22 protein-coding genes and 1 tRNA gene are annotated in these 18,705 nt (G+C 61.7%); 12 read left to right on the forward strand and 11 right to left on the reverse strand.

Annotated elements, in window-relative coordinates; all coding sequences use genetic code 11:
• Positions 1-246: 246 nt before the first annotated feature.
• The 4 genes from SJY20_RS10490 to SJY20_RS10505 all read right to left on the reverse strand — a co-directional run bounded on the left by SJY20_RS10490 (position 247) and on the right by SJY20_RS10505 (position 2,980).
• Complete coding sequence (locus SJY20_RS10490; protein WP_380786805.1) at positions 247-828, reverse strand: SAM-dependent methyltransferase; 582 nt, start codon at positions 826-828, stop codon at positions 247-249.
• Positions 818-1,567: a PIG-L deacetylase family protein gene (locus SJY20_RS10495; protein WP_380786806.1), complete on the reverse strand. Its 750-nt coding sequence runs from the start codon at positions 1,565-1,567 to the stop codon at positions 818-820. Before SJY20_RS10495 ends, SJY20_RS10490 begins: the two co-directional genes overlap by 11 nt.
• Complete coding sequence (locus tag SJY20_RS10500; RefSeq protein ID WP_380786807.1) at positions 1,561-2,652, reverse strand: acyl-CoA dehydrogenase; 1,092 nt, start codon at positions 2,650-2,652, stop codon at positions 1,561-1,563. The genes SJY20_RS10495 and SJY20_RS10500 overlap by 7 nt, the downstream gene beginning before the upstream one ends.
• A gap of 61 nt (positions 2,653-2,713) precedes the next feature.
• The gene (locus tag SJY20_RS10505) at positions 2,714-2,980 is read right to left on the reverse strand and encodes a hypothetical protein (protein ID WP_380786809.1); all 267 of its coding nucleotides are present in this window, start codon (positions 2,978-2,980) and stop codon (positions 2,714-2,716) included.
• A 74-nt stretch (positions 2,981-3,054) separates the two neighbouring features.
• Here SJY20_RS10505 and SJY20_RS10510 point away from each other — a divergent pair.
• Positions 3,055-3,144 (forward strand) — tRNA-Ser (locus SJY20_RS10510).
• Positions 3,145-3,229: 85 nt separating this feature from the next.
• On the opposite strand, the gene SJY20_RS10515 is transcribed toward SJY20_RS10510, so the two are convergent.
• Both SJY20_RS10515 and SJY20_RS10520 read right to left on the reverse strand, forming a co-directional pair.
• Complete coding sequence (locus SJY20_RS10515) at positions 3,230-7,309, reverse strand: peptidoglycan DD-metalloendopeptidase family protein (RefSeq protein WP_380786810.1); 4,080 nt, start codon at positions 7,307-7,309, stop codon at positions 3,230-3,232.
• The gene (locus SJY20_RS10520) at positions 7,306-7,638 is read right to left on the reverse strand and encodes a hypothetical protein (RefSeq protein ID WP_380786811.1); all 333 of its coding nucleotides are present in this window, start codon (positions 7,636-7,638) and stop codon (positions 7,306-7,308) included. Before SJY20_RS10520 ends, SJY20_RS10515 begins: the two co-directional genes overlap by 4 nt.
• 428 nt (positions 7,639-8,066) lie before the next feature.
• On the opposite strand from SJY20_RS10520, the gene SJY20_RS10525 reads away from it, so the two are divergent.
• The 5 genes from SJY20_RS10525 to SJY20_RS10545 all read left to right on the forward strand — a co-directional run bounded on the left by SJY20_RS10525 (position 8,067) and on the right by SJY20_RS10545 (position 11,266).
• Positions 8,067-8,381 (forward strand): hypothetical protein, encoded by a 315-nt coding sequence (locus tag SJY20_RS10525; protein ID WP_380786813.1) that lies wholly within the window; start codon positions 8,067-8,069, stop codon positions 8,379-8,381.
• The gene (locus SJY20_RS10530; RefSeq protein WP_380786815.1) at positions 8,378-8,641 is read left to right on the forward strand and encodes a helix-turn-helix transcriptional regulator; all 264 of its coding nucleotides are present in this window, start codon (positions 8,378-8,380) and stop codon (positions 8,639-8,641) included. Before SJY20_RS10525 ends, SJY20_RS10530 begins: the two co-directional genes overlap by 4 nt.
• A gap of 137 nt (positions 8,642-8,778) precedes the next feature.
• Positions 8,779-9,096 (forward strand): hypothetical protein, encoded by a 318-nt coding sequence (locus SJY20_RS10535; protein ID WP_380786817.1) that lies wholly within the window; start codon positions 8,779-8,781, stop codon positions 9,094-9,096.
• Between the two features lie 73 nt (positions 9,097-9,169).
• A complete protein-coding gene (locus tag SJY20_RS10540) occupies positions 9,170-9,445 on the forward strand; it encodes a hypothetical protein (protein WP_380786819.1) in 276 nt (91 codons plus the stop codon).
• Positions 9,446-9,814: 369 nt separating this feature from the next.
• Entirely contained in the window at positions 9,815-11,266 is a 1,452-nt protein-coding gene (locus tag SJY20_RS10545) for a GGDEF domain-containing protein (protein ID WP_380786820.1), read from the forward strand.
• Positions 11,267-11,541: 275 nt separating this feature from the next.
• Here SJY20_RS10545 and SJY20_RS10550 read toward each other — a convergent pair whose 3' ends face one another.
• Positions 11,542-11,811: a hypothetical protein gene (locus tag SJY20_RS10550; protein WP_380786822.1), complete on the reverse strand. Its 270-nt coding sequence runs from the start codon at positions 11,809-11,811 to the stop codon at positions 11,542-11,544.
• 776 nt (positions 11,812-12,587) lie between these two features.
• Here SJY20_RS10550 and SJY20_RS10555 point away from each other — a divergent pair.
• Positions 12,588-12,740: a hypothetical protein gene (locus SJY20_RS10555; RefSeq protein ID WP_380786823.1), complete on the forward strand. Its 153-nt coding sequence runs from the start codon at positions 12,588-12,590 to the stop codon at positions 12,738-12,740.
• Positions 12,740-13,375, forward strand: a complete 636-nt coding sequence (locus SJY20_RS10560) for an SOS response-associated peptidase family protein (RefSeq protein WP_380786825.1) — start codon at positions 12,740-12,742, stop codon at positions 13,373-13,375. The genes SJY20_RS10555 and SJY20_RS10560 overlap by 1 nt, the downstream gene beginning before the upstream one ends.
• Positions 13,376-13,951: 576 nt before the next feature.
• Here the strand turns inward: SJY20_RS10560 and SJY20_RS10565 are convergent.
• Entirely contained in the window at positions 13,952-14,689 is a 738-nt protein-coding gene (locus tag SJY20_RS10565; protein ID WP_380786827.1) for a Crp/Fnr family transcriptional regulator, read from the reverse strand.
• A 436-nt stretch (positions 14,690-15,125) separates the two neighbouring features.
• Between SJY20_RS10565 and SJY20_RS10570 the strand changes: the two genes are divergently transcribed.
• Both SJY20_RS10570 and SJY20_RS10575 read left to right on the forward strand, forming a co-directional pair.
• Complete coding sequence (locus SJY20_RS10570; protein WP_380786829.1) at positions 15,126-15,293, forward strand: hypothetical protein; 168 nt, start codon at positions 15,126-15,128, stop codon at positions 15,291-15,293.
• A 406-nt stretch (positions 15,294-15,699) separates the two neighbouring features.
• The gene (locus tag SJY20_RS10575) at positions 15,700-15,960 is read left to right on the forward strand and encodes a hypothetical protein (protein WP_380786830.1); all 261 of its coding nucleotides are present in this window, start codon (positions 15,700-15,702) and stop codon (positions 15,958-15,960) included.
• Positions 15,961-16,159: 199 nt separating this feature from the next.
• Here the strand turns inward: SJY20_RS10575 and SJY20_RS10580 are convergent, their stop codons facing one another.
• From SJY20_RS10580 to SJY20_RS10590, 3 genes are read right to left on the reverse strand one after another with little or no spacing between them, the layout of a single operon-like run.
• Positions 16,160-17,467, reverse strand: a complete 1,308-nt coding sequence (locus tag SJY20_RS10580; protein ID WP_380788656.1) for a Y-family DNA polymerase — start codon at positions 17,465-17,467, stop codon at positions 16,160-16,162.
• The gene (locus SJY20_RS10585; RefSeq protein ID WP_380786832.1) at positions 17,428-17,895 is read right to left on the reverse strand and encodes a LexA family protein; all 468 of its coding nucleotides are present in this window, start codon (positions 17,893-17,895) and stop codon (positions 17,428-17,430) included. Before SJY20_RS10585 ends, SJY20_RS10580 begins: the two co-directional genes overlap by 40 nt.
• A 3-nt stretch (positions 17,896-17,898) precedes the next feature.
• Positions 17,899-18,102 carry a hypothetical protein gene (locus tag SJY20_RS10590; protein WP_380786834.1) on the reverse strand — a complete coding sequence of 68 codons (204 nt, stop codon included), beginning with the start codon at positions 18,100-18,102 and terminating at the stop codon, positions 17,899-17,901.
• A gap of 134 nt (positions 18,103-18,236) precedes the next feature.
• Here SJY20_RS10590 and SJY20_RS10595 point away from each other — a divergent pair, with 134 nt between their 5' ends.
• Positions 18,237-18,473: a hypothetical protein gene (locus SJY20_RS10595; protein WP_380786836.1), complete on the forward strand. Its 237-nt coding sequence runs from the start codon at positions 18,237-18,239 to the stop codon at positions 18,471-18,473.
• Positions 18,470-18,649, forward strand: a complete 180-nt coding sequence (locus tag SJY20_RS10600) for a hypothetical protein (RefSeq protein WP_380786837.1) — start codon at positions 18,470-18,472, stop codon at positions 18,647-18,649. Before SJY20_RS10595 ends, SJY20_RS10600 begins: the two co-directional genes overlap by 4 nt.
• Positions 18,650-18,705 lie beyond the last annotated feature (56 nt).

Consider the following 18,705-nt stretch of genomic DNA (forward strand, 5'->3'; position numbering starts at 1 on the left):
GCAGGCGGTCGGATCCGTCACCCACTCGACGTCCGTGTCTTTACCTCGTGTCGCATAGAAGGCCGCGCGCCCGGCGGCATGGCAGACACGGTCGCGCGCTGGATAAACCAGCCAGTCGACGCGCCGCTCCACGAAGTCTACACGATGGCCGCCGCGCTATCCCCCGGCGATGCGCGACGCAGCGACCAGATCACCTTCCTGACGCTGCCCGCCGCGATTGCCGAGGTGAAGGCCGCGATCCGTCGGCTAGGCGAGGCGCCACAGATCGAGCCGATACGCCTCATGCCGATCGCTGCGTTCGACGGTCACGCGGTCACCGAGCGCGGCGTGGAGTTCGGCAACGGCCTCGTCCCCGCTCTTGGGGTAATCGGTCTCGCCGATCCAGTGGACCAGCATCACATAGCCGCCTGACCCCACCGCGCCGTCCAGATACGCGCCCATCGTCGCGATATCGGCGCTGTCCCAGTAATAGACGACCTCCGATAGCAGCACGAGATCGAACTGTTCGTCCGGTGCTTCCGCGGGCAGCCGGCGCCTTTCGATGCGTATGTTCGGCTGGTCCGCACATCGTGCGTTCGCGGCGGCAAGCGCCGTTTCGGACACGTCGACCGCCAGCAAGGCATCGCACCGCGGCCCAAGCTGCGCGGTCAGCACGCCGTTCGCGCAGCCGACCTCGAGAACGCGTCCAAACCGCGCGGCCGGCAGTGCGGCCAGCGTCTCCTGATATTTCGCAGCCTCGTACGGACTCGTCTCGAAATCCCACGGATCGCCCTGATCCCGGTACAGCGTCTCGAAATACTCAGGGTCGATCGAGCGTTCACGGCGCATGGCCAGCCTCCAGCAACAGGGTGATCGGACGATCCGCGAGCCGCAGCATCGCGCGCGGCAAGCGGAAATTCTCGCGCGCTCCGGCGATCCGTCCGCCCAGCTGCGTGCGGTGACAGCGGATAGCGCGGTGCTGCTGCGGGCGGCCTGTCGCGGTCGCTACCGATCGCACCGCCAGACGCCGAACCCGCTCGGCGAGGTCGGGCAACGTCCACCCCCATACGAGGTAATAATAGAGCGATATCCCACATTTCCGCGCCACCACGCGCGCCAGCATCGCCGCGGCTTCATGGTCGCAATGCGGCTCTCCACCCCATGTGACCGCGATCCGAGTGACGCCAAGACGCTTGCACTGGGCAACGAGCCGCGACACGCTGCGTTCGAACACCGGATCTTCGTCCGACACCGGCGATGCATCAGGCCAGTCGAGGTGCACCGCGTCCGGCGCACCATCCAGGATACGCAGCGCCGCTCCCGCCTCCTGCGCACGGACACCCGCGATCCGCTGCCCGCTCCATCCCGGCGCATCGGGATGCGAGCCAGCACCGTCGGTCAGGAACACCGTATGAACTGAGCCCCCCGCGGCGGCGAGCGTAGCGATCAGCGCGCCACAGCCCAGACTCTCGTCATCGGGATGCGGCGCCAGCACGAGCCAGGCCCCGCCCCGCGCCGCCGCCTGCTTCGACAGCGGCCGCGCCCGTCGCACCAGCTTGCTCCACGCCCGGTACCCCGGCGCTACCACCAACGATCCTCGCCCCAGCAATCCGCCTCCAGCCACGCCGCCGCCGCCCGATCGCGCGCCTGGTCCGGCACCGGCTGGCGCAGATAAAGCCCTAGGTCCCGTGTAATCCGGTCGATCCGACTCTCGGCGAAAAACGAGGCGGTCCCCACTGATCGAGCCGCTGCCTCCATCACAGCAAGCCCCGCATCCTCGACGATTCCGCGCGTCATCAGTACCAAAGGTATAGCGCCCTCGACCGAAGCCTCCGCAGCATGTGCCGCCTGTCGCACCCACAGCCCGGCGCTTCGCGTCGCGGAAACGCACGCACCGAACCTTAGGCGCTGGATCGGGTCCGCGCCCTTGCCGGTCTGGAGGAGGTGGGTGCGGAGATGGCGGACCAGGGCTTCGATCGCGCCCAGCTGCACCGCGGTGAATCGCCAGGCGCCGGCGCTGAACCGCGGTTCTCGCTCGTAATCACCCGGCGCGCCGATCAGCCCCCCGGTTTCAATCGGCATGCCGGAAAAGTCGAACAGTCCGCTGTTGGTGCCGCGCATCCCGCGAACCTGCCAACCGCTGTTGTCCGCGCGAGCGGTTTCGCCGGCAATGTCGACGAGCACGAGCTGCTTGCCGCCCGCTTCGTCGCGCGCGGTGACCAGGATGCGGTCGAGGTATCCCGCACCGGTCGCAAAACTCTTCGCGCCGTCGAGCGTCCAGCGCCCCTCTCCGGCGGCCCGCAGCCCAAGGCCCGCTGGCGGCTCGGTATTCCACACCCCGTATACGCACCCCGCCGCAATATCCTCCGCCAGCGTCGCGCGCTGTCCGCCATAGCCATAGGTAGCGACCAGCTGCACAGCATTGACGTGCCCCTCATACACCCGCCCCAGGCTCAGGTCCGCGCCGCCGACCGCGCGCAACACGTCCAGCAAAGCGTCGGTCCGACCGTCCATCTCGACGAACGCGGCGGTCGCACCGACCTCGTTCAGTGCGGCGATGCGGTCGGTGGGAAACCCTTCATCGCTGTTGGCGCGGTCCCAATCCGCTGCAAGACGGCGGACCGCGGCGAGGACGGAGTCGCAGGAAGATGTGGTCAGCGGTTTGCCCCTCATGAATGGCCCGACGGCTCAACGCAGCAAGCGCCGTTAGCGTTGCGCGTAGTACCCGCCCTGCCTAATCTTCAGGGAGCTCCGAGCCTGCCACTACCCGCGCGTAGGCCTGCGCAGCCTGCCGCTCGCCCGGTACCTTGAACGCAACCGTCGGATCCGGCGCCCGACCGAGGGCATGCAGCAACGCCCAGAGCGCAAACCGCCGCCCCGCATCGCGCTCGGTCCCGAACGCGATCCCGACCCGGTCGGCGCCAGCCTCGATCGCACCGGCGTCGAGCGTATCGAGCTCCACCGTCCCGAAATAATGATAGAGCAGCGCGTCTAGGTCCATCGCCACCGCATGTCGCACGCGTCCCACGGTTGCAAGGTTGCGATCCGCAGTTCCGCATCCTAAACGCGCCGCAGGGAAGAGTGTCCGAGTGGTTTAAGGAACCGGTCTTGAAAACCGGCGATGGTGCAAGCCATCCGTGGGTTCGAATCCCACCTCTTCCGCCATAAGCCATTGATTTTACTCGATTTTTAGACAGGTGATCGTTTCTGCCCTGTTCCCTGCCCCACCACGCGACCGGCTAACGGTAGATCAGCCGAGCGCCTGCTTCACTGCCCCGCTCCTCGCCCGAATGAAGTTCAGTAGCGCCTTCTCCCCGACGCCCGTATCGAGGCCCTTCGACACGAAGTCGCCGGCGTCGATAGCGTTCACCACCTTCAGGTTCACCGGCGCGACGCCGCCGCCTAGGCCACCGTTCCCACGGTGCCGCGGGTCATCCCGCGTCAGGACTTCCTCACCCCTCTGCGCAATGATTGGCACCTCGTCGGGACGCAGCCCCGCAATGCCGCCGGTGTGGAACCGGGCAGCCGCGGCGAACGCGTCGGGGCTCATCAGCCTGGTACCGGATGTGTTCTGCCCGGCGATGCCGCCGGTGTGGTTTGCTCCGATAGGAATGGCGGTGGGGACGCCAACCGCGGTTAGAATGGTCTTCGCGATGTTCAGCGCGATCTGCTGCAGGATCATCTGCTGAATGAGCCGAAGGAAGTTCGCGGCGAAATCGAGAAACGCCTCCTTCATCGCGCCGAACGCGTTTTTCCCGTCAGCAAGTGCCTGAAGGAATCCGTCGACCGACGAAACGAGGCTGCTGGCGAAGGCGTCGGCAATCTGCTGCGCTGAGATGTCGAGGATCGTGCCCCACTCGGCCGATGACGCCTTCGCGACCGTCAGTTGCGTATTGATCGTGGCCAGTTGCGCCGCCGTCAGCCCGAGCGGATTGTTCCCAGGCTCGAGCGCCGCGTAAAAAGCCGCCGCCTTGTCGATCGCGGCCTGCAACTGACCGTTCACCTCACCCAGCATCGGCAGCAACGACGAGGCCTCCGCGTCGAGCCCGTTGTCGCGCAGGAACAAGATCTGGTCGCGCATTGCGTCGCGCTGTGCGGTGATGTCGGCCACGGGCTTGTCGACGGCGTTCTGGTTCGCCTGGAACGCATCCTTCGCGTGCGCCGCGTCGAAATATGCGCCCGTGACCTGCTTCAGCACCTCCAGGCGCAGTTTCAGCCCGGCGTCCTCCGGATCGACGCCTTCCTGTTTCGCGGAGTCGGTCGCCTTGCGGACCGCGTCCTCGATCGCGGCTTTGCGCTGCGCCGCCAGCAGCAGGGCGCCGGTCAGGTTGACCTGTTCGCGCAACTGCTCGGTGTCCTGCACCGTCGCCGCGCTGGTCTGGTCCACTTTCGCCAGATACTTGTCGCGCTTGTCGGCCAGCTTCTCCTGCGCGTCGTCGTAGTTGCCGATCGCGTCCGCCTGATCGACCTGGAACCGCGACTTACCGTCGGCGGGGAACAGCCCCTTGGTCGGATCGACCGGCTTGCCGTTGACGGTCACCGTGTAGTGCAGGTGCGCGCCGGTGCTGTTGCCGGTGTTGCCCGACTTCGCGATCGCCTGGCCGGCGGTGACCACCTGCCCCTTGTCGACCACGCTGTTGTCCGACAGGTGGCCGAACTTCGAAATGACTCCTTTGCCGTGGTCGATGTAGACGAACTTGCCCAGCTTCGAGTCGGTCCCGGTTTCAATCACGACGCCGTCCGCCGGCGCACGCACCGTGGTGCCGACGGGCACGGCGTAATCGACGCCCTTGTGGAACGTCGACGCACCAGCCTTCGGGGCCGCACGCGCGCCGAACCCGCTCGAGATGCGGCCATCGACCGGCGCGCGGAACACGGTCTGCTTCGCCAGACGATCCGCTTCCCGCTTGGCCTCGTCAGCCGTGCGTTTCGCCTGATCGGCCTCCCGCTTCCGCTCGTCGGCAGCCTTCTTCAGGGCAGCCGTTCGCGCTTCTTCCGCCTTCTGGCCGATGTACGCATGTTTCGCGGCATCGCTGGCGAACTTGAAGTTCTTCTCGACGTATTCGGTCGCGGTGCGGCGGGCCTCGTTGGTCGCCTCGGCCGCGGTCTTCTCGGTCTTCGCGGACTCGGCTGCGCTCAATAGGTCGGCCGACTGCTTCTTCGTCAGTTCGCCGCGCACCGCGACCGTGTCGTTGATCTTCTGCTCTGCGCCGTTCAGCTTTGCGAGGTCAGCCTGCCACCCGGTGATCTGCGCGCGGATGCGGGCGATGTCGGCGTCGATGCCTGCTGCAAGCTGCGGCTGATCAGCCTTGCCCTTCTCCAGATTCGCGATCACCTGGTTGGCGCGCGCGATCTGCGCAGTGATGTCGCCCGCATTCTTCGCGCCGGCGATCGCGCGGATCACCTGCGACGCGATGCGACCGAGGCCTTCCAGTTCTTTCGCGATCTCCTTGATCGGCGCCGTGTCCGACAGCACGTCGAGGAAGTCGTTCCACGCGTTGCCGAGCGTTCGCGTGGCGTCGGCCCACGGGCCGCGCGACTTCTGGGCGGCGTCTTCCTGCTGCTCGCTGAAGATCCGCAGCGCCTCATTCCGCGCTTCGGCAGCCTTACCCTGATCGAACAAGGACTTGATGTTGTCGCGCTGCGTTGACGTGAGGAAGTTCGTCGCGTCATCCAGCTTCTTGACGCTATCGTACCCGCCGGTGAACGCCTCGCCGACCTGCTGCGCGGCGTCGGTCACCTTGATGCCGAGGACGTCGGCCAGGTCTTCGGACGCCTTGCCGAACTCGACGATGCGGGTCGGATCGACGCCGTCCTTCACGAACTGCCGGACGATCGTGACTGCGTCGGCAGCCGACAGCCCGTAGTGGTCGAGCGCCTTCGCAGCGTCGTTCAGCGCGGCGGCGCCGTACGTGCTGCCGTCAGCCGATGCGGCCAGCAGACCGACGAACTTCCGCGTGCGCTCGGCTTCGTCTCCGGCGTGGTCGAGCGCGATGACGACCGCGCCGACGGTCGCGACGAACGCGAGAATGACAGGGTTGGTGAACGCACCGACGATGGCGGAACCAACGCGGGGGAATATCTGAATTATTTGGCCGCCCTGCTGACCGAGCGTCTGCGCCAGCGACGTGCCCGACGCGAGCTGAGTCGCAACGTCGTTCACCTGATAGCCGAGGTTCTGCAGTTCGTACGGCTTCAGGCCGAACAGCCCCTGTTTGCCGCCTGCACCCCCGCCGTTCGCCAGTGCCTTGCCTGCCTTCTCGGCGTTGTTTTTCAGCAGAATCTCGTCACCGGCCAGTTCGGTCGCGCTGATCTTACCGGCTTTATACAGCCGGTTGGCCTCGGCCAGTTGCGTGTTCAGCCGCTCTTGGATCGCACCCAGAGGGTTCAGTTCGGCGCGTAGCTGCGCGGTGGCAGCGACCAGTTCCTTCTCGGCCTTCGCGGCTTCCGTCGCCGCGGTCTCCTCGTCGCGCAACTGCTCGGCGAACGCGGTGTCGGCAGCGCGTCCGGCGGAACCGCCGTTGCCGTCCAGCCGGCCGCGCGCGCGCAGGGCGTTGTTCGTCAGTTCCGCCGCGGCGGCGCGGTCGCGCTCGGCGTTGGCAGCGGCTTCCGTGGCGGCTGCCTGCTTCTCCAGCGCGCTGAACGTCGCGCCGTTGTCGGTTGCCGCCCCGCGGTCGGTGCCGGTGACGCGCGCGATGGACTGCAGCACCGACGCATTGCGCGCCGCGGCCGACGTCTGGTTGTTCAGCGACCGCGCGTAATCGTCGGCCTCTTTCGACGCGAACGTGCTGACGGCACCCGTCAGCCGGGTTTGCCGTTCAAGTTCGGCCATGCCTGACGCGGCGCGCGTGTACCCGGCTTCCTGCTGCGCGATGACGCGCTGCAACTGACTGGCTTCGGACTCCAGGCGCTTCATCTCGCCGGTGACCTCGGCGATCTGCGCGCGCAACGGTGCGGCGTCGCTCTTCGTCAGCAGCGCGTCGACCAGTGCCACGCGCAACTGGTCGGCCGCGCGCGCGGCGCCGCGCTGCTGGGCTTCCAGTGCCTGGAACTGCGCCTTGCTGGCGGCGATCGCGCGGTTCTGCCGTTCGATCGCCGCGGCACCGGCGTCACCAGCGTCCGCGGTCCGGGCATAGGCCTTGTCCAGTTGCGCGAGGACGCCGAGCACCTGCTGCATGCCGCCAGCAGCCGTCTCGCTGCCACTTGCGACCTTCCGCTGGGTGGCCACCAGTTGCTCGAGCGCGCCACCGATCGCCGTGACGGCTTTGGTGGCCTCGTCGCGTGCCCGAATGACGAGGACGCTGTCGACTTGTTGGCGGGCGCCGCTCACTGAACGGTTCCCGTCTCATCGCCGAAGCCAGGGACGACCGCACGTATGAAAATGCGCGCAATGCTTTCATGGGGGTGTGCTGCGAAGGCTTGGGCCGCGATTGCTGCGGCTTGGATCATTGTCATCAAGCCACCAGGGATTTCCTCAAGGGGGCGGCCGCTACTCGTTGCGACAACGTCGCGCGCCGCATCGTCGTCGACGGCCAGCTTTGATACCGCGAACGCGACGCTGTCGATTGTAACGGTTGGTTGAGCTCTGACTATGGCGAACGGCTCCGGGTGACGTTCCACGATTGCCGTGAGTTGCTCGAGCGATAGCGGGTTGGTCATGATGATGAGGCACTCCTGCAGCGAAGTCCTCTTATATCATGAGGCGCCGAATAGGCCGAATCTTCGCGGGTAATTCAACTTGCAGTTGCATTTCTCATTGCAACTCTGTGTCGGAAAATAGAAAATACGGACTACGTTAGTGTGTACCAACTTCAACGTGACTTACACTTCTGTCGTTCAATGACGAATATCTGTTGATCTGCCCACATTGATTGACGTATATGATTAACGCAGCGCTTTTATAGCGCTGTTTAATTGGAAGATTGCAAGTAGTGGACTCATCGCTTGATTCCGTGCAAACGAATCATGGTCGGGCGGTGGTAAGGGCTTTAAGCCAGTCGTGTCCTCTACGCGATTTTTCGCTTACCATCGTCCGGCTACTATTCGAAAAGTAGAACGCTGGAAGTCAAACATTAGAGGAATGTTTAATGGCAACCAATTTGATCAGCAACGATGACGCCGTGCGCGACAATGACATGGCCAACGTTTCGAGAGCGAAAATCATGCGAGATGAGATCAAGAACTTTGCCCGCATGCCGGAAACCGGTGACTACGCAACTGACTGCGAAACCGGTCGACGTACCGCCGAGGACCTTATCATGTGGATGGCTAAGGCGCCTGCCACTAATACACCGGCGCTGGGAAAAGTCGTCCAAGAGCTAGTCGAGCGCGGCCGTTGGGAGGCCGTCCACATCGGTTTTTTTCAGAGGTTGGCAGATCGGTCTCTGCCAGCGCCAGCGTGATCATCGCAGAGCGCTCCGTCAACCACACCGAGTTCTGGCCGCTGACGCGCGTGGTCGACGTTACGGGCGTATCCAAATCGGTCATCTACCAGCAGATGAAGCTCGGCCTGTTCCCTCAGTCGCACAGCTACCAATTCAGCGATAAACGACGGTTCTGGTTGTCCAACGACGTCAAGCGATGGCAACAGAGGCAGTTGGTGGATAAATCGCCGGATCTCGAAGAAGAACTGGACAACGAGTTCGACGCGCTTCTCAAGTAGGGTTGTGTTAGACCTCCGAAATTTCAGCATTTATCCGTGAGGTGGTAATTACGAGTCGTCCCGCGAGTGTACGGACCGATGTCTCCGCATCGGTCCGTACTTCGCGGGATGCGGAACCACAATCGGAGATACCAATCATGGCCAACGCGAAACCCCGTCCCACCGGCGCCGACACCCTCGAAATCGATCGCAAGCGTCTGCCGGACGGCAAGACCAACTGGTCGCCCAGCGGTGCGCTGCCCGATCCCATCGTCCAGGAAGCCGGCATCGTGCCGCTGAAGGCGATCAACCAGATCATCTACGGCGCGCAGCGGACGGCGCCGCCGGAATCGCTGTTCGTTCCGACTTCGGCAGTCGAGCGCGCCGAACTTCTGGCCGGTCAGTATCCCGCTGCCAAAGAGCCCTCCACGGCAGAACTGTCGCTGTTCGCAGATCAGCAGACCGAGTTCGCCTGAACCAGTTGGTCGCCTGCGGCTTCACTCCACCGCAGGCGGCCTTCATTCGTGGAGACGTTAGGAGGTTATCAGCATGGCCGAGTACGATCAGTTTTTCCGCAAAGGGCCGGATTTTACGGCACCGGCGCGTACGCAGGAAGCCGGTCTGAAGCCGCTAAAGGCGACGGCGCGCATTGTGTACAATGCAAAGGATATGGTCCGCGGAAGCGTGCTGAAGGGCGACGTGCGGTCGGTCGAGCCGAAGTCGCTGTTTATGCCCGTGTCGGCCGCCGAACGTCGCGAATTGCTGACGGGGGAGTATCCGCCTGCGATTGAGCCGACCGCGGCCGAGATCGCTGCATTCGGTTAATCTGGCAGCCGAACAAGTGCGACGTATGAGCGGCGACGATTAACGCGATCTGCAGCCGAGCCTTGTGATCTCGCTAAAAGTCATGCCCGCCACCAGTTATACGAGAGCGCCCAACCTCGAGGTTGCAGGCCCAAGGTCCACTGGCGCGCATGGTATAAACGCCTTCCCTCGAAGTCAGCATCCGCGCCCTATGTTGCGTGGACTTGTTCGATACCCTCTGAATGTTATGCTGCGGCGTCAAGGTTCGCAATCCGCGATCTTACGCGCTGCGCTCAATTAAAGGGGATCGTCAGCTGAACCGTGGGTCGCTAGCTTCGGGAGGAAGCGCATTCGCGACAGGTGGGTTCGGGCGGGATACTGGGAAATTTGATGCCTATTTTTGGGTGGCGGAAATCGGTCGAGCAGCGACCGACAGCCGAAGAGATACAGAAACTACTCCTTCGAGATTTTGAGAACGAACGCGCCGACTGGCTGTGGGAGATTGATACTGCCCGCCGCGTGGTCCACGCTAACGCACGGTTCGCCAGTGCCTGCGGCGCCGAACCGCAAGCCCTAGATGGGGAGCCGCTCCTCAAGATCCTCGCCGGCGATGGTTGGGAGACCGGTGAGTTCTCGGCGGGCCTACGAACCCTGGCCGACAAATTGAAGAAAAGGGAGAATTTTACCGACCTTCGGCTTGCCGTCATGGTTGATAGGGCCGAACGCTGGTGGCAGTTGTCCGCCGCACTCCGCTATGATGAAACGGGAGCGTTTGCGGGCTTCTTGGGCGTTGGGTCTGACGTAACTGAGCAGCGAGCTTCGGCAGATCGTATCAACAGGCAGGCTCGATTTGACGACGTTACAGGCTTGCCTAATCGACTATTTGTCACTGAGACAATGAACCGGGCTGTCGACGCGGCCGCTAGATCGGGCGGACGTACCGCAGTGCGGATCATCGCAATTACGTCACTCGGCGATCTGAAGGCGAGGTTTGGGTATTCGAAGGTCAACGCAATGCTCGCGACGGTCGCCGTCCGGCTGACCGAATTGGCTGACGATCATACAATGGTCGGCCAAGTGGGGCCTGGGGAGTTCGCAATCGTCTGGCAGAATGCTGACGGAGACACGGAAGGCACCGTCGATCAAGCCAGCATCCGATTCGATGAAGCCATTTTAACAGGGCGAGACCTTACAGCACCCGACACATTCGCCTTAGCTGCTGGTCTGGCGATATCTGATGTCGATGCAGGGACCGGGGAACAGCTGATTTCGACCGCGCTAGACCGTGCCTACGGTTTAACTCGGGATGTTCTCGCCGGCCCTTCGGGCGGGCCTTCAAAGCCGCCGCAGGTGGTAACCGCCACCCCAAGCAACGCAGGGCCTACTGAGGTAGAACGCAGAAGTGCGATACTGACCTTCGGCCCTTCGGCGAGCGCAGGTTTAGGAGTTCTGCTAGAGGAAATTGAAAGGCGGCACCACAACAAGCCGCCGGAGACGCTTCATGAGGAATCCGCAGACAGGATACGGGTTCTGAAGCGCGAGCTCGACGATTTGATACGCCTTGCAAGCGATGGCAAGCCGGTGTCGAGCAAACTGGCATACGTGAGATACTTGGCGCAGTCGGTGTTTCAGTTCTCAAAAGACACGGGTGATATATTCGTCGCCGGATTGAAGCCGTTCATCGCCTCCGTACCAACTGCAATCGGTACGATGTTTCTCATCCAGTCGATATGCTCTCCTGCCGTGTCGGGCGTATTTGCTCCAGGTGCGGCTTTGGCGATCCTAGCTGGATATTTTGCGATGGACGTCAAACGAGCGCGTACTGATATCAAATCGGATTGAAGACGTGCCACGCCGACGCTCTGCTCAAGCAGGCGCCGTCCGGATGCTGCTCGCGCAATAGGTCTACTGCCTTCGCAATCACGCTCTCTGTAGCTTTGATCCTATAGGATGCACTGCCCATTTCAGCTTAGCATTCATCACGATCGGCGGCTTGTCGACGTCGTGGAGGGCCTTGCGCCAGTTCGCATCGTCGCCGGCCGCGCCTGCGATCCACTCAAGTAGCAGGTCGCGTAGCTCTTAAAGGGCTTGGACGTTGGGCAAACGCGGTCGTACCGCTATCGCTTAGTGTTCAGCGTGCCTGCGCTGGTCATCCGATACGCGTCGCGGGTTTGCTGGGCACCGTCTGCCGTGATCCCGTCGAACTTCCGCCAAGCTGCAGCAGTGTTGCATACCCGTGTGGCCATGAACGAGCCTGTCGTGTTCATCGACCGGCACGTCTTTTTCTCAGTCGCTGCCTTGCCGGATGGCTTCGCAACGTCGTTTGACGTTTGAGCTTTTACAGCACCGGAGCTCATCATCAATGCGGCTGCAATCACAGATTTCATTGAGTGACTCCATGCGTCTCGCTAGATGGTATATCAGAGATTTCTACGTGCAAGAGGGTGTCGTTCATTCGCTCGGGGGAGTCGATCCCGACGCGCTCGGCTCCCGTCAGCAGCGCGAACAGCTTTGCGGAATATGTCGGGAAGGGTTAGGTCAACGCATGACAAATCATAGTGACGAATTGCGCAAGCGAGCTGCCGACAATCGCGACGACGCAGAAAACGAGCCCCTTGCTAACGCGAAGGCTCGCCTACTCTTATCGGCAAACCGACTGGATGAGTTGGCCGACCAAGCCGAAAGGGTACAAGTTTTGAAACTGGCCCGGTCATGACAGCCTCCCTAGACCGGTGATCGAGGCTCACGCTGCCTTAATGTAGAGCAAGGGCGTTGGCCGAACATAATTTATGGATAGGAATCCCGACTTGGTGTGGGTCGCCGTATGGAAAACCCGCCCATACAAGATCCTGCGACGCTGCATGCCGCGGTCCTGTGGGCGCGATACCTAGCCGACGTTCAAGGGGATCATTTACTGGCCGCAATGCTGACGGACGCGCTCAGCGTGATCGATCGTCGGGATGGACCGGACCGTCAGGAAGTACCACCTCCGCGCTCTTAGCCGCTGCGACCTGCGGAACGAACGGCAAGATTGCGCCGTGCGCAGTACCGACCCGATCCCGAGCCTGATTGGAAACGGGTGCGTGCTGGCAATGGGGATCATCCGTTACGGACTGATCTGCATCAGCTTGCCCGAATCATGTATCAAGGCATAGTCTTGGCCATGATCCAGTGGAACGACCATTACGACGAGCAGATCAAGGCGTTGACGGACGCGGAGCTGCTGGAAGCGTACGAGCGAACGAGCGGTAAGCCCGGCGATGCCGCTGTCGACGCGCTTGTGGCCGAAGTCCGGCTGCGCGGCTTGGACCTTTAATGTGCAACCGCGCCCGCAATCGCGCTGAGCCCGAGACGCTGTTCGCTACATTTGGCGGAGGGTGGTTAAACCCGAAGCCGATGGATAACCGGTTTAACCCCGTCGAACTCTTCCCAGAGGCGCGAGCATATGTCGTACGCGAGGCGAACGGCGTTCGCGGGCTCGACATCATGCATTGGGACGTTACTGCCGGCGCTGCACCCTGGCCGATGACGAACGTCCGAAACCTCGGCCTGCCTCAATGGCGTGCGCTTGCTGCCAACCCAGCGCGGCGCTGTCTTATTCCGTTAACCGAGTTCTGCGAGTGGACGCCGAAGCCAATCGACCAAGGTGACGGTAAGAAGCCTCTGAAAGGCGAGATGTGGTTCGACGTGACCGACCAGGACATCTTTGCGATTGCCGGCTTCTGGCGAAAAATCGACGAGCACTGCTACTTCGCGATGGTCACCTGTGATCCGAACGAGCTGGTCGCGCCGATCCACCCCAAGGCGATGATCACGATCCTGCGGCCGGAAGATCACGAGCGATGGCTGACCGGCAGCTATGATGACGTCGTCGCGCTGCAGCGACCGTACCCGGCCGAATTGATGACCGTGCGGGGGCCGGTGTTCCCAACGCGGCAGAGCGCGAGCTGACGGCACGACGGAGGTTAGGGCTGAGCCAGCCCCGGCTGCGCGGGATATATCTCGGCCGCTTGTTCTGGCGCCTCATAGCGGATGGTCCATTGTGGGTGACCCTCGGGCGACATGACGATGTCAGGCAGCCCTACAGGGTCTGTCCCGGTTTCCACCCAACCCGCGCCGAAGCACCGATCACACCCCGTGCGCTTGCATCGGAAGCTGACTAGATCGATCTCCGTATTCCATTGACCTCGGCCCTGGCATACCGGGCACTTGGCATCCAAGCTGCCGTTGCGCGGCTGCAGCGGCACAATGTCGAAGGCGTGAGGGCTGTCGGGCCCGTCGCAGTAAACGATATTGCTGGCGTGCGGCATGCGATACTCTCGGCTGGGGTACGTTGAACGCCTGTGCCGCCGGCCGGGTCCTGCGATCGCGTTGCCTGTTCGCCGTGATGTCCGACTTTGGTGGATAGCGGAACGGCCGCTTTCGGGAAGCGAACGGCGTAAGCGAACGTTCGTTCAAACAGTGTAGCAGCGGGCCGCGTAGGTAAACTCTATCCAAGAATAATGCCGGAAACGCTCTACAATTATTTCAAGACAACGCAGGATTCCCCCGCACATGCAGGTAATTGCTGTCGAAATCACCAGCATCAGCGAGCTTTCGCCAATCGGCGATGACGATACCTCGGTTCCGGGTTCGGACGATAAGGTTCTTGATTTCGAGCATCTTCAAAGTGCGATTGACGTGCACCGGCGTTAACCCGACGCAGTCTGCGAGCTGCTCCTGCGTCATAGGTAACTCATAGTCCGTCTGGCTACCCAATCCGGCTAGCTTTAACCTCAGCGAAAACTCACACAGAAGGTGGGCGACGCGCGTTTGTGCGTCTCGACGCCCTACGTTGGCCATCCATTCGCGAAAGATGGATCCATCAACCAGCGAGTCATGCCACATCGCCATCCCGACGTTCGGACGCTCAAAAGCAAGCTTCCTGATGGCCTGCCGCGGGATGAACGCGATTTCGCTACCGGTAAGCATTTGCACGTTGTGGTCAGCCAAGCCCAGAAACGAGTTTTGAAGGTCCACGATGTCACCCCTCATGTGTACTGAAAGGATTTGCCGCGCCCCCCCGTCAACAATTTTATGGCGAATTGCGTAGCCAGAAAGAATCACGCACGAATGTACGGTTTCCTCTCCCTCCCGGACGATATAGCCGTGGCGCTCGATCCGCTTGGTCCGGTGGGGCAGGTCAAGCACCGCAGCCTTGTCAGTATCATCGAACTCGCTCCAGTACAGATCTGTCTCGGCCCAAGAGGCGAGTTTCTTGGCCATCGGCAACAGGTCTGAGTTCGAAGGGTTCGGCACACGGCTCTCCGCTATGGCGAGAGCACGTTGGTCTCACAGTCGATGGAGGCCAGTAGGAGGCATCGATAAATGCCCGTAACACAGGCGCGCAATCGGATAGGTAACTATCGAACGGCTATCTCGCTAACATCGTTATTGATCTATGATATGTTAATTGACGTGCAGGTCTAGGAACATGAATCAAGGCGGCTCAGGCAATCGATCCCGCCGAAAAGACGCAGCGCCTTGGTCAACCGCTAGATAGCGATTTCAGCTTAACTATTGATGGTGAAGATCGTTAACATAGATTGTTTAGAAATCATTTGGGCAACTATTCTTCTTTTATTACGAAATTTTCGGAACATCAGTAAATTCAAAACATTTCGCACGAATGACAATGGTTTTGGAATCACAGGTTTCGGAGATGGAAACGGCCCTCCGCCTTTTACGCTTCGCCTTACCGCTGGCGGCAAAAAGCAATAGCCACGCGGTTTGCGCCTTAATTGAAACTGCGATAAATCTGTCGCTCACGCGAATTGCCGCACTCAGAGCGGAGATTAACAAAGCACGTATCGCTCTACCAGATATTTAAGTGCTTTGCTAAAGTTGTTAGTCTTCACGCCCTGCCGTTAAAGCAGATCAATATTATAGTATAACATAAGCGTCAGGTTTTCTGCTTATCGAGTAATTCGATAATGTCGTGAAGCCTAGCCGCGATAAGCGTATCATTAACGCCGTCGGCCAAGCTGAGGGCCCAGCATACCGCTTCTCGAAGGGGAGAATTTTGATGCTCGCTACCTGCTGACATATGCTCTGTGTCGCGTATCTACGCCAAATTACTAACAATTTCTTCAGACATAAGTGTGGGTCAAATCATTAGATCCAGGTTAATCAAGTGAGGGGTTAATTTTGTTATGAATGGCGATCAAGACCGCAGCGCTCTTGCACAGAGTTTACTGAACATGCGGGCGCTGAGGAAACAGCACTTTCCGAGTGAATTGTTCGACGAATATGCGTGGAACATCCTGCTCATATTATTCGTAAAACTCGTAAACAATGAGGTAGTCGCGGAAAACGATTTGCTTGATACTGCTGGACTGCCCGTAGCGGTCGGACGACGATGGCTCGCTCACCTTGTAGAAGATGGCCAAGTCGAGAAACGGGATGATGGAGATGATGTGGTCTTGTCGGTTACTGCCATTGCAGCGATGCGCAAGTTTCTCGACCAGCAAAGTGCTTCTAACGTCGCGCGAGACTGACGCTTGGCGGGCGAGCGCTCTCTTCGCCTTTCTTCATGGCGCCGGTAGGGGCGGCGGACGTTGGAAGCTAAGAGGCACGGCGAATAGCAGCAGACTCAAGAGCTGACGTGATTGTCCTGAACGGATGGCCGCTTTCAGGCATTCGAAGCATTATTCCAAGCGTCCGGGTTTGGGCGTAAGCCGCCGTCACGTGTCGCCGTCATCCAGCGCGGACCCTGGGCACCTGAGCGATGTCCGTCGTCCATGCCGGCGACCGCATTTCCGACCGCATCTTCCATTCGCGCTTGAACCCCTGCGATGCCGTCACTGCCGTCCACGTGCCGAACCTGCCGTTGATCGCGTCGAGCGCGTCCATCAGCCGGTCCCGCTTGGCCGTGTCGCCTTCGAACAGCGTACGCGGCCGCTCCTCCTCGGGCAGCAGATCGTCGAGCATGATGCCGGCCTTCGTATAGGCGTACCCATCGCGCCACGCTTTCTCTGCACCCCGCCTTGCCGCCGCGACGAGCTCAAGGCTGTCGTTCGTCATCGGGTGGAGCGTCACCATCCTCGACGCTCCGTATTGAGGGCGGTCGGGCTTGTGCCTGTTGGTATGGAAGAACGCCGTCAGCCGCGCCGCGACCAGACCGTGCGACCGCAGCTTCTCGCCAGCCCGCAGCGCGTATTGGGACAGCGCGCCCATCATCCGCTCGAAGTCGCATATAGGCGTCCCGAACGAGCGGGTCACTGCCATACCCTTCCGGCGGGGCTCGACTGCTTCGACCGCGTTGGAGGGGACGCTGCGCAGTTCGGCTACCAACCGCTCGAGCACGACGGTTCCGACCGCGCGCGCCTGCTTCATCGGCATGTCTCGAAGCGCCCCGGCGGTGTGAATACCAAGATCAGTCAGCTTGCGCGCCGTTGCGCCACCCACTCCCCACACGTCGCCGACCGCGAAACCATGCATCACATCTCGGCGCGTGGCTTCGTCACGCAGATCGGCGACCCCCTCGAACCGCGGGTCCTTCTTGGCGGCGGCGTTCGCCAGCTTCGCCAGCGTCTTAGTATCCGCAATACCGACGCAGGTGGGAATGGTAGTCCACTGTTGCACCTGGGCTCGCATCGCGTGCGCATGGGCGACAAGGTCCCGACGCTCGAATCCCGCCAGATCGATGAACGTCTCGTCGATGGAGTAGATCTCGGTGTCACGGGCGAACGGCTCGCAGGCCGCGATCACACGGCGCTGCATATCGCCGTACAGGGCGTAGTTCGACGATCGGACCTGAATGCCGTGCTCGCGGACTTTGTCGCGCAGGTGATGGATCGGATCGCCCATCTTGATGCCCAGCGCCTTTGCCTCTGCCGATCGGGCGATCGCGCATCCGTCGTTGTTCGACAGGACGATGACCGGCACCCCGACGAGGCTGGAATCGAATGCGCGCTCGCAGCTGACGTAGTAATTGTTGCAGTCGATCAGCGCGATCGGCGCGCTCATGCCATCTTGCGCGCGACGCCGACGACGACACCCCATATCTCGACATGCTCGTCGACCAGGATGTCGGCGAACCCTTCGGCCTCGGGTACGAGCCAATGACGGCCGTCGAACCACTGCAGGCGCTTCAGGGTCCGGTCGCCATGTACGAGCGCCACGACGATCGACCCCGCCTTCGGCTTCTTGGCGCGGTTCACGACGATCAGATCACCGTGGTTGATCCCTGCGCCTGACATGGACCGGCCATCGACGCGCATGATGTAGCTGGCGGCCGGATGCTCGACGAGCCAGGCGCCAAGATCGATCGGCTCCTGCATGTCGTCCTGCGCCGGTGACGGAAACCCAGCCTGCGTATGGACGAGGAAGAACGGCACTTCGCATGGCACCAGTTCGAACGGGACGTCGTGAAGCGACAACTCGGGTGGCGCTGCCTGAACCGCCGATCGGAACAGCTTGAGCGTACCCATCGCCTAGAAGATCGCGGCGAGTAGGAGCTGCTCATGTCGGGCGGCGAGCACCGACCGCGCTTCCTGCGCAGCGCCGACGGCTTGTCGGTAGTGCACGGTCCCGAACCGCTCTGCCTGATCGAAAGTGACCGGGGCCCACTCTTCGCTGGGATAGACGTTCTCGTAGATGGCGCGGGCAGCCGCCCGCAGCTGCAGATCGTGCTGCATTTTCGTCCTCCGGCAATGTCGCATCGCCGCGTGGCGGCATGGGCCTAGGTACGCTCAACACCCGATGATTCGCAAGAACATTGCAGGAACATCGAGCAGGTGCGATGCAGGGTTAACGATTCGAGGATCTGACGATGACCCACCACGACGACGACCAAGATGAGCCGAAGATCGCGTTCGGACGATGGCTTCTGGCGCAGCGCGACCGCGGGGATTGGGTCGACGGCATCGCGGACGCGGCGCGTGCCGATCGGACTTTTCCGAAGAACGGAGATCCGGAGGCGGTGCGGAAGCATCTGCGGGGGCAGCAGGCCGACGGAGATGCGTTTGCATTGGTTGACGATGCCGAGAGCGATTGGATGGCGCTGTGAATGCCGAAGCGTGGGAAGCGGCGTTCGCCCTGATGTCCGACCACGGTCAGGGCGTCGCCTGCGGGATCGTAGCGGACGGTATGGAGAAGGCGGATGAGATGCCGGTATATCGGGCCTGGGAAGCGATCGCCGACTGTTTGAACTCTGTCGCGTTCAACGGAGTTACGGAGCACTGATCGGCGTCGCCTGGCTGCGGAACAGTGTGAGCAACAGGGGCGGTGAACGTCCGCTA

The organism is Sphingomonas sp. R86521 (assembly GCF_042466235.1).
Taxonomy (GTDB): domain Bacteria; phylum Pseudomonadota; class Alphaproteobacteria; order Sphingomonadales; family Sphingomonadaceae; genus Sphingomonas.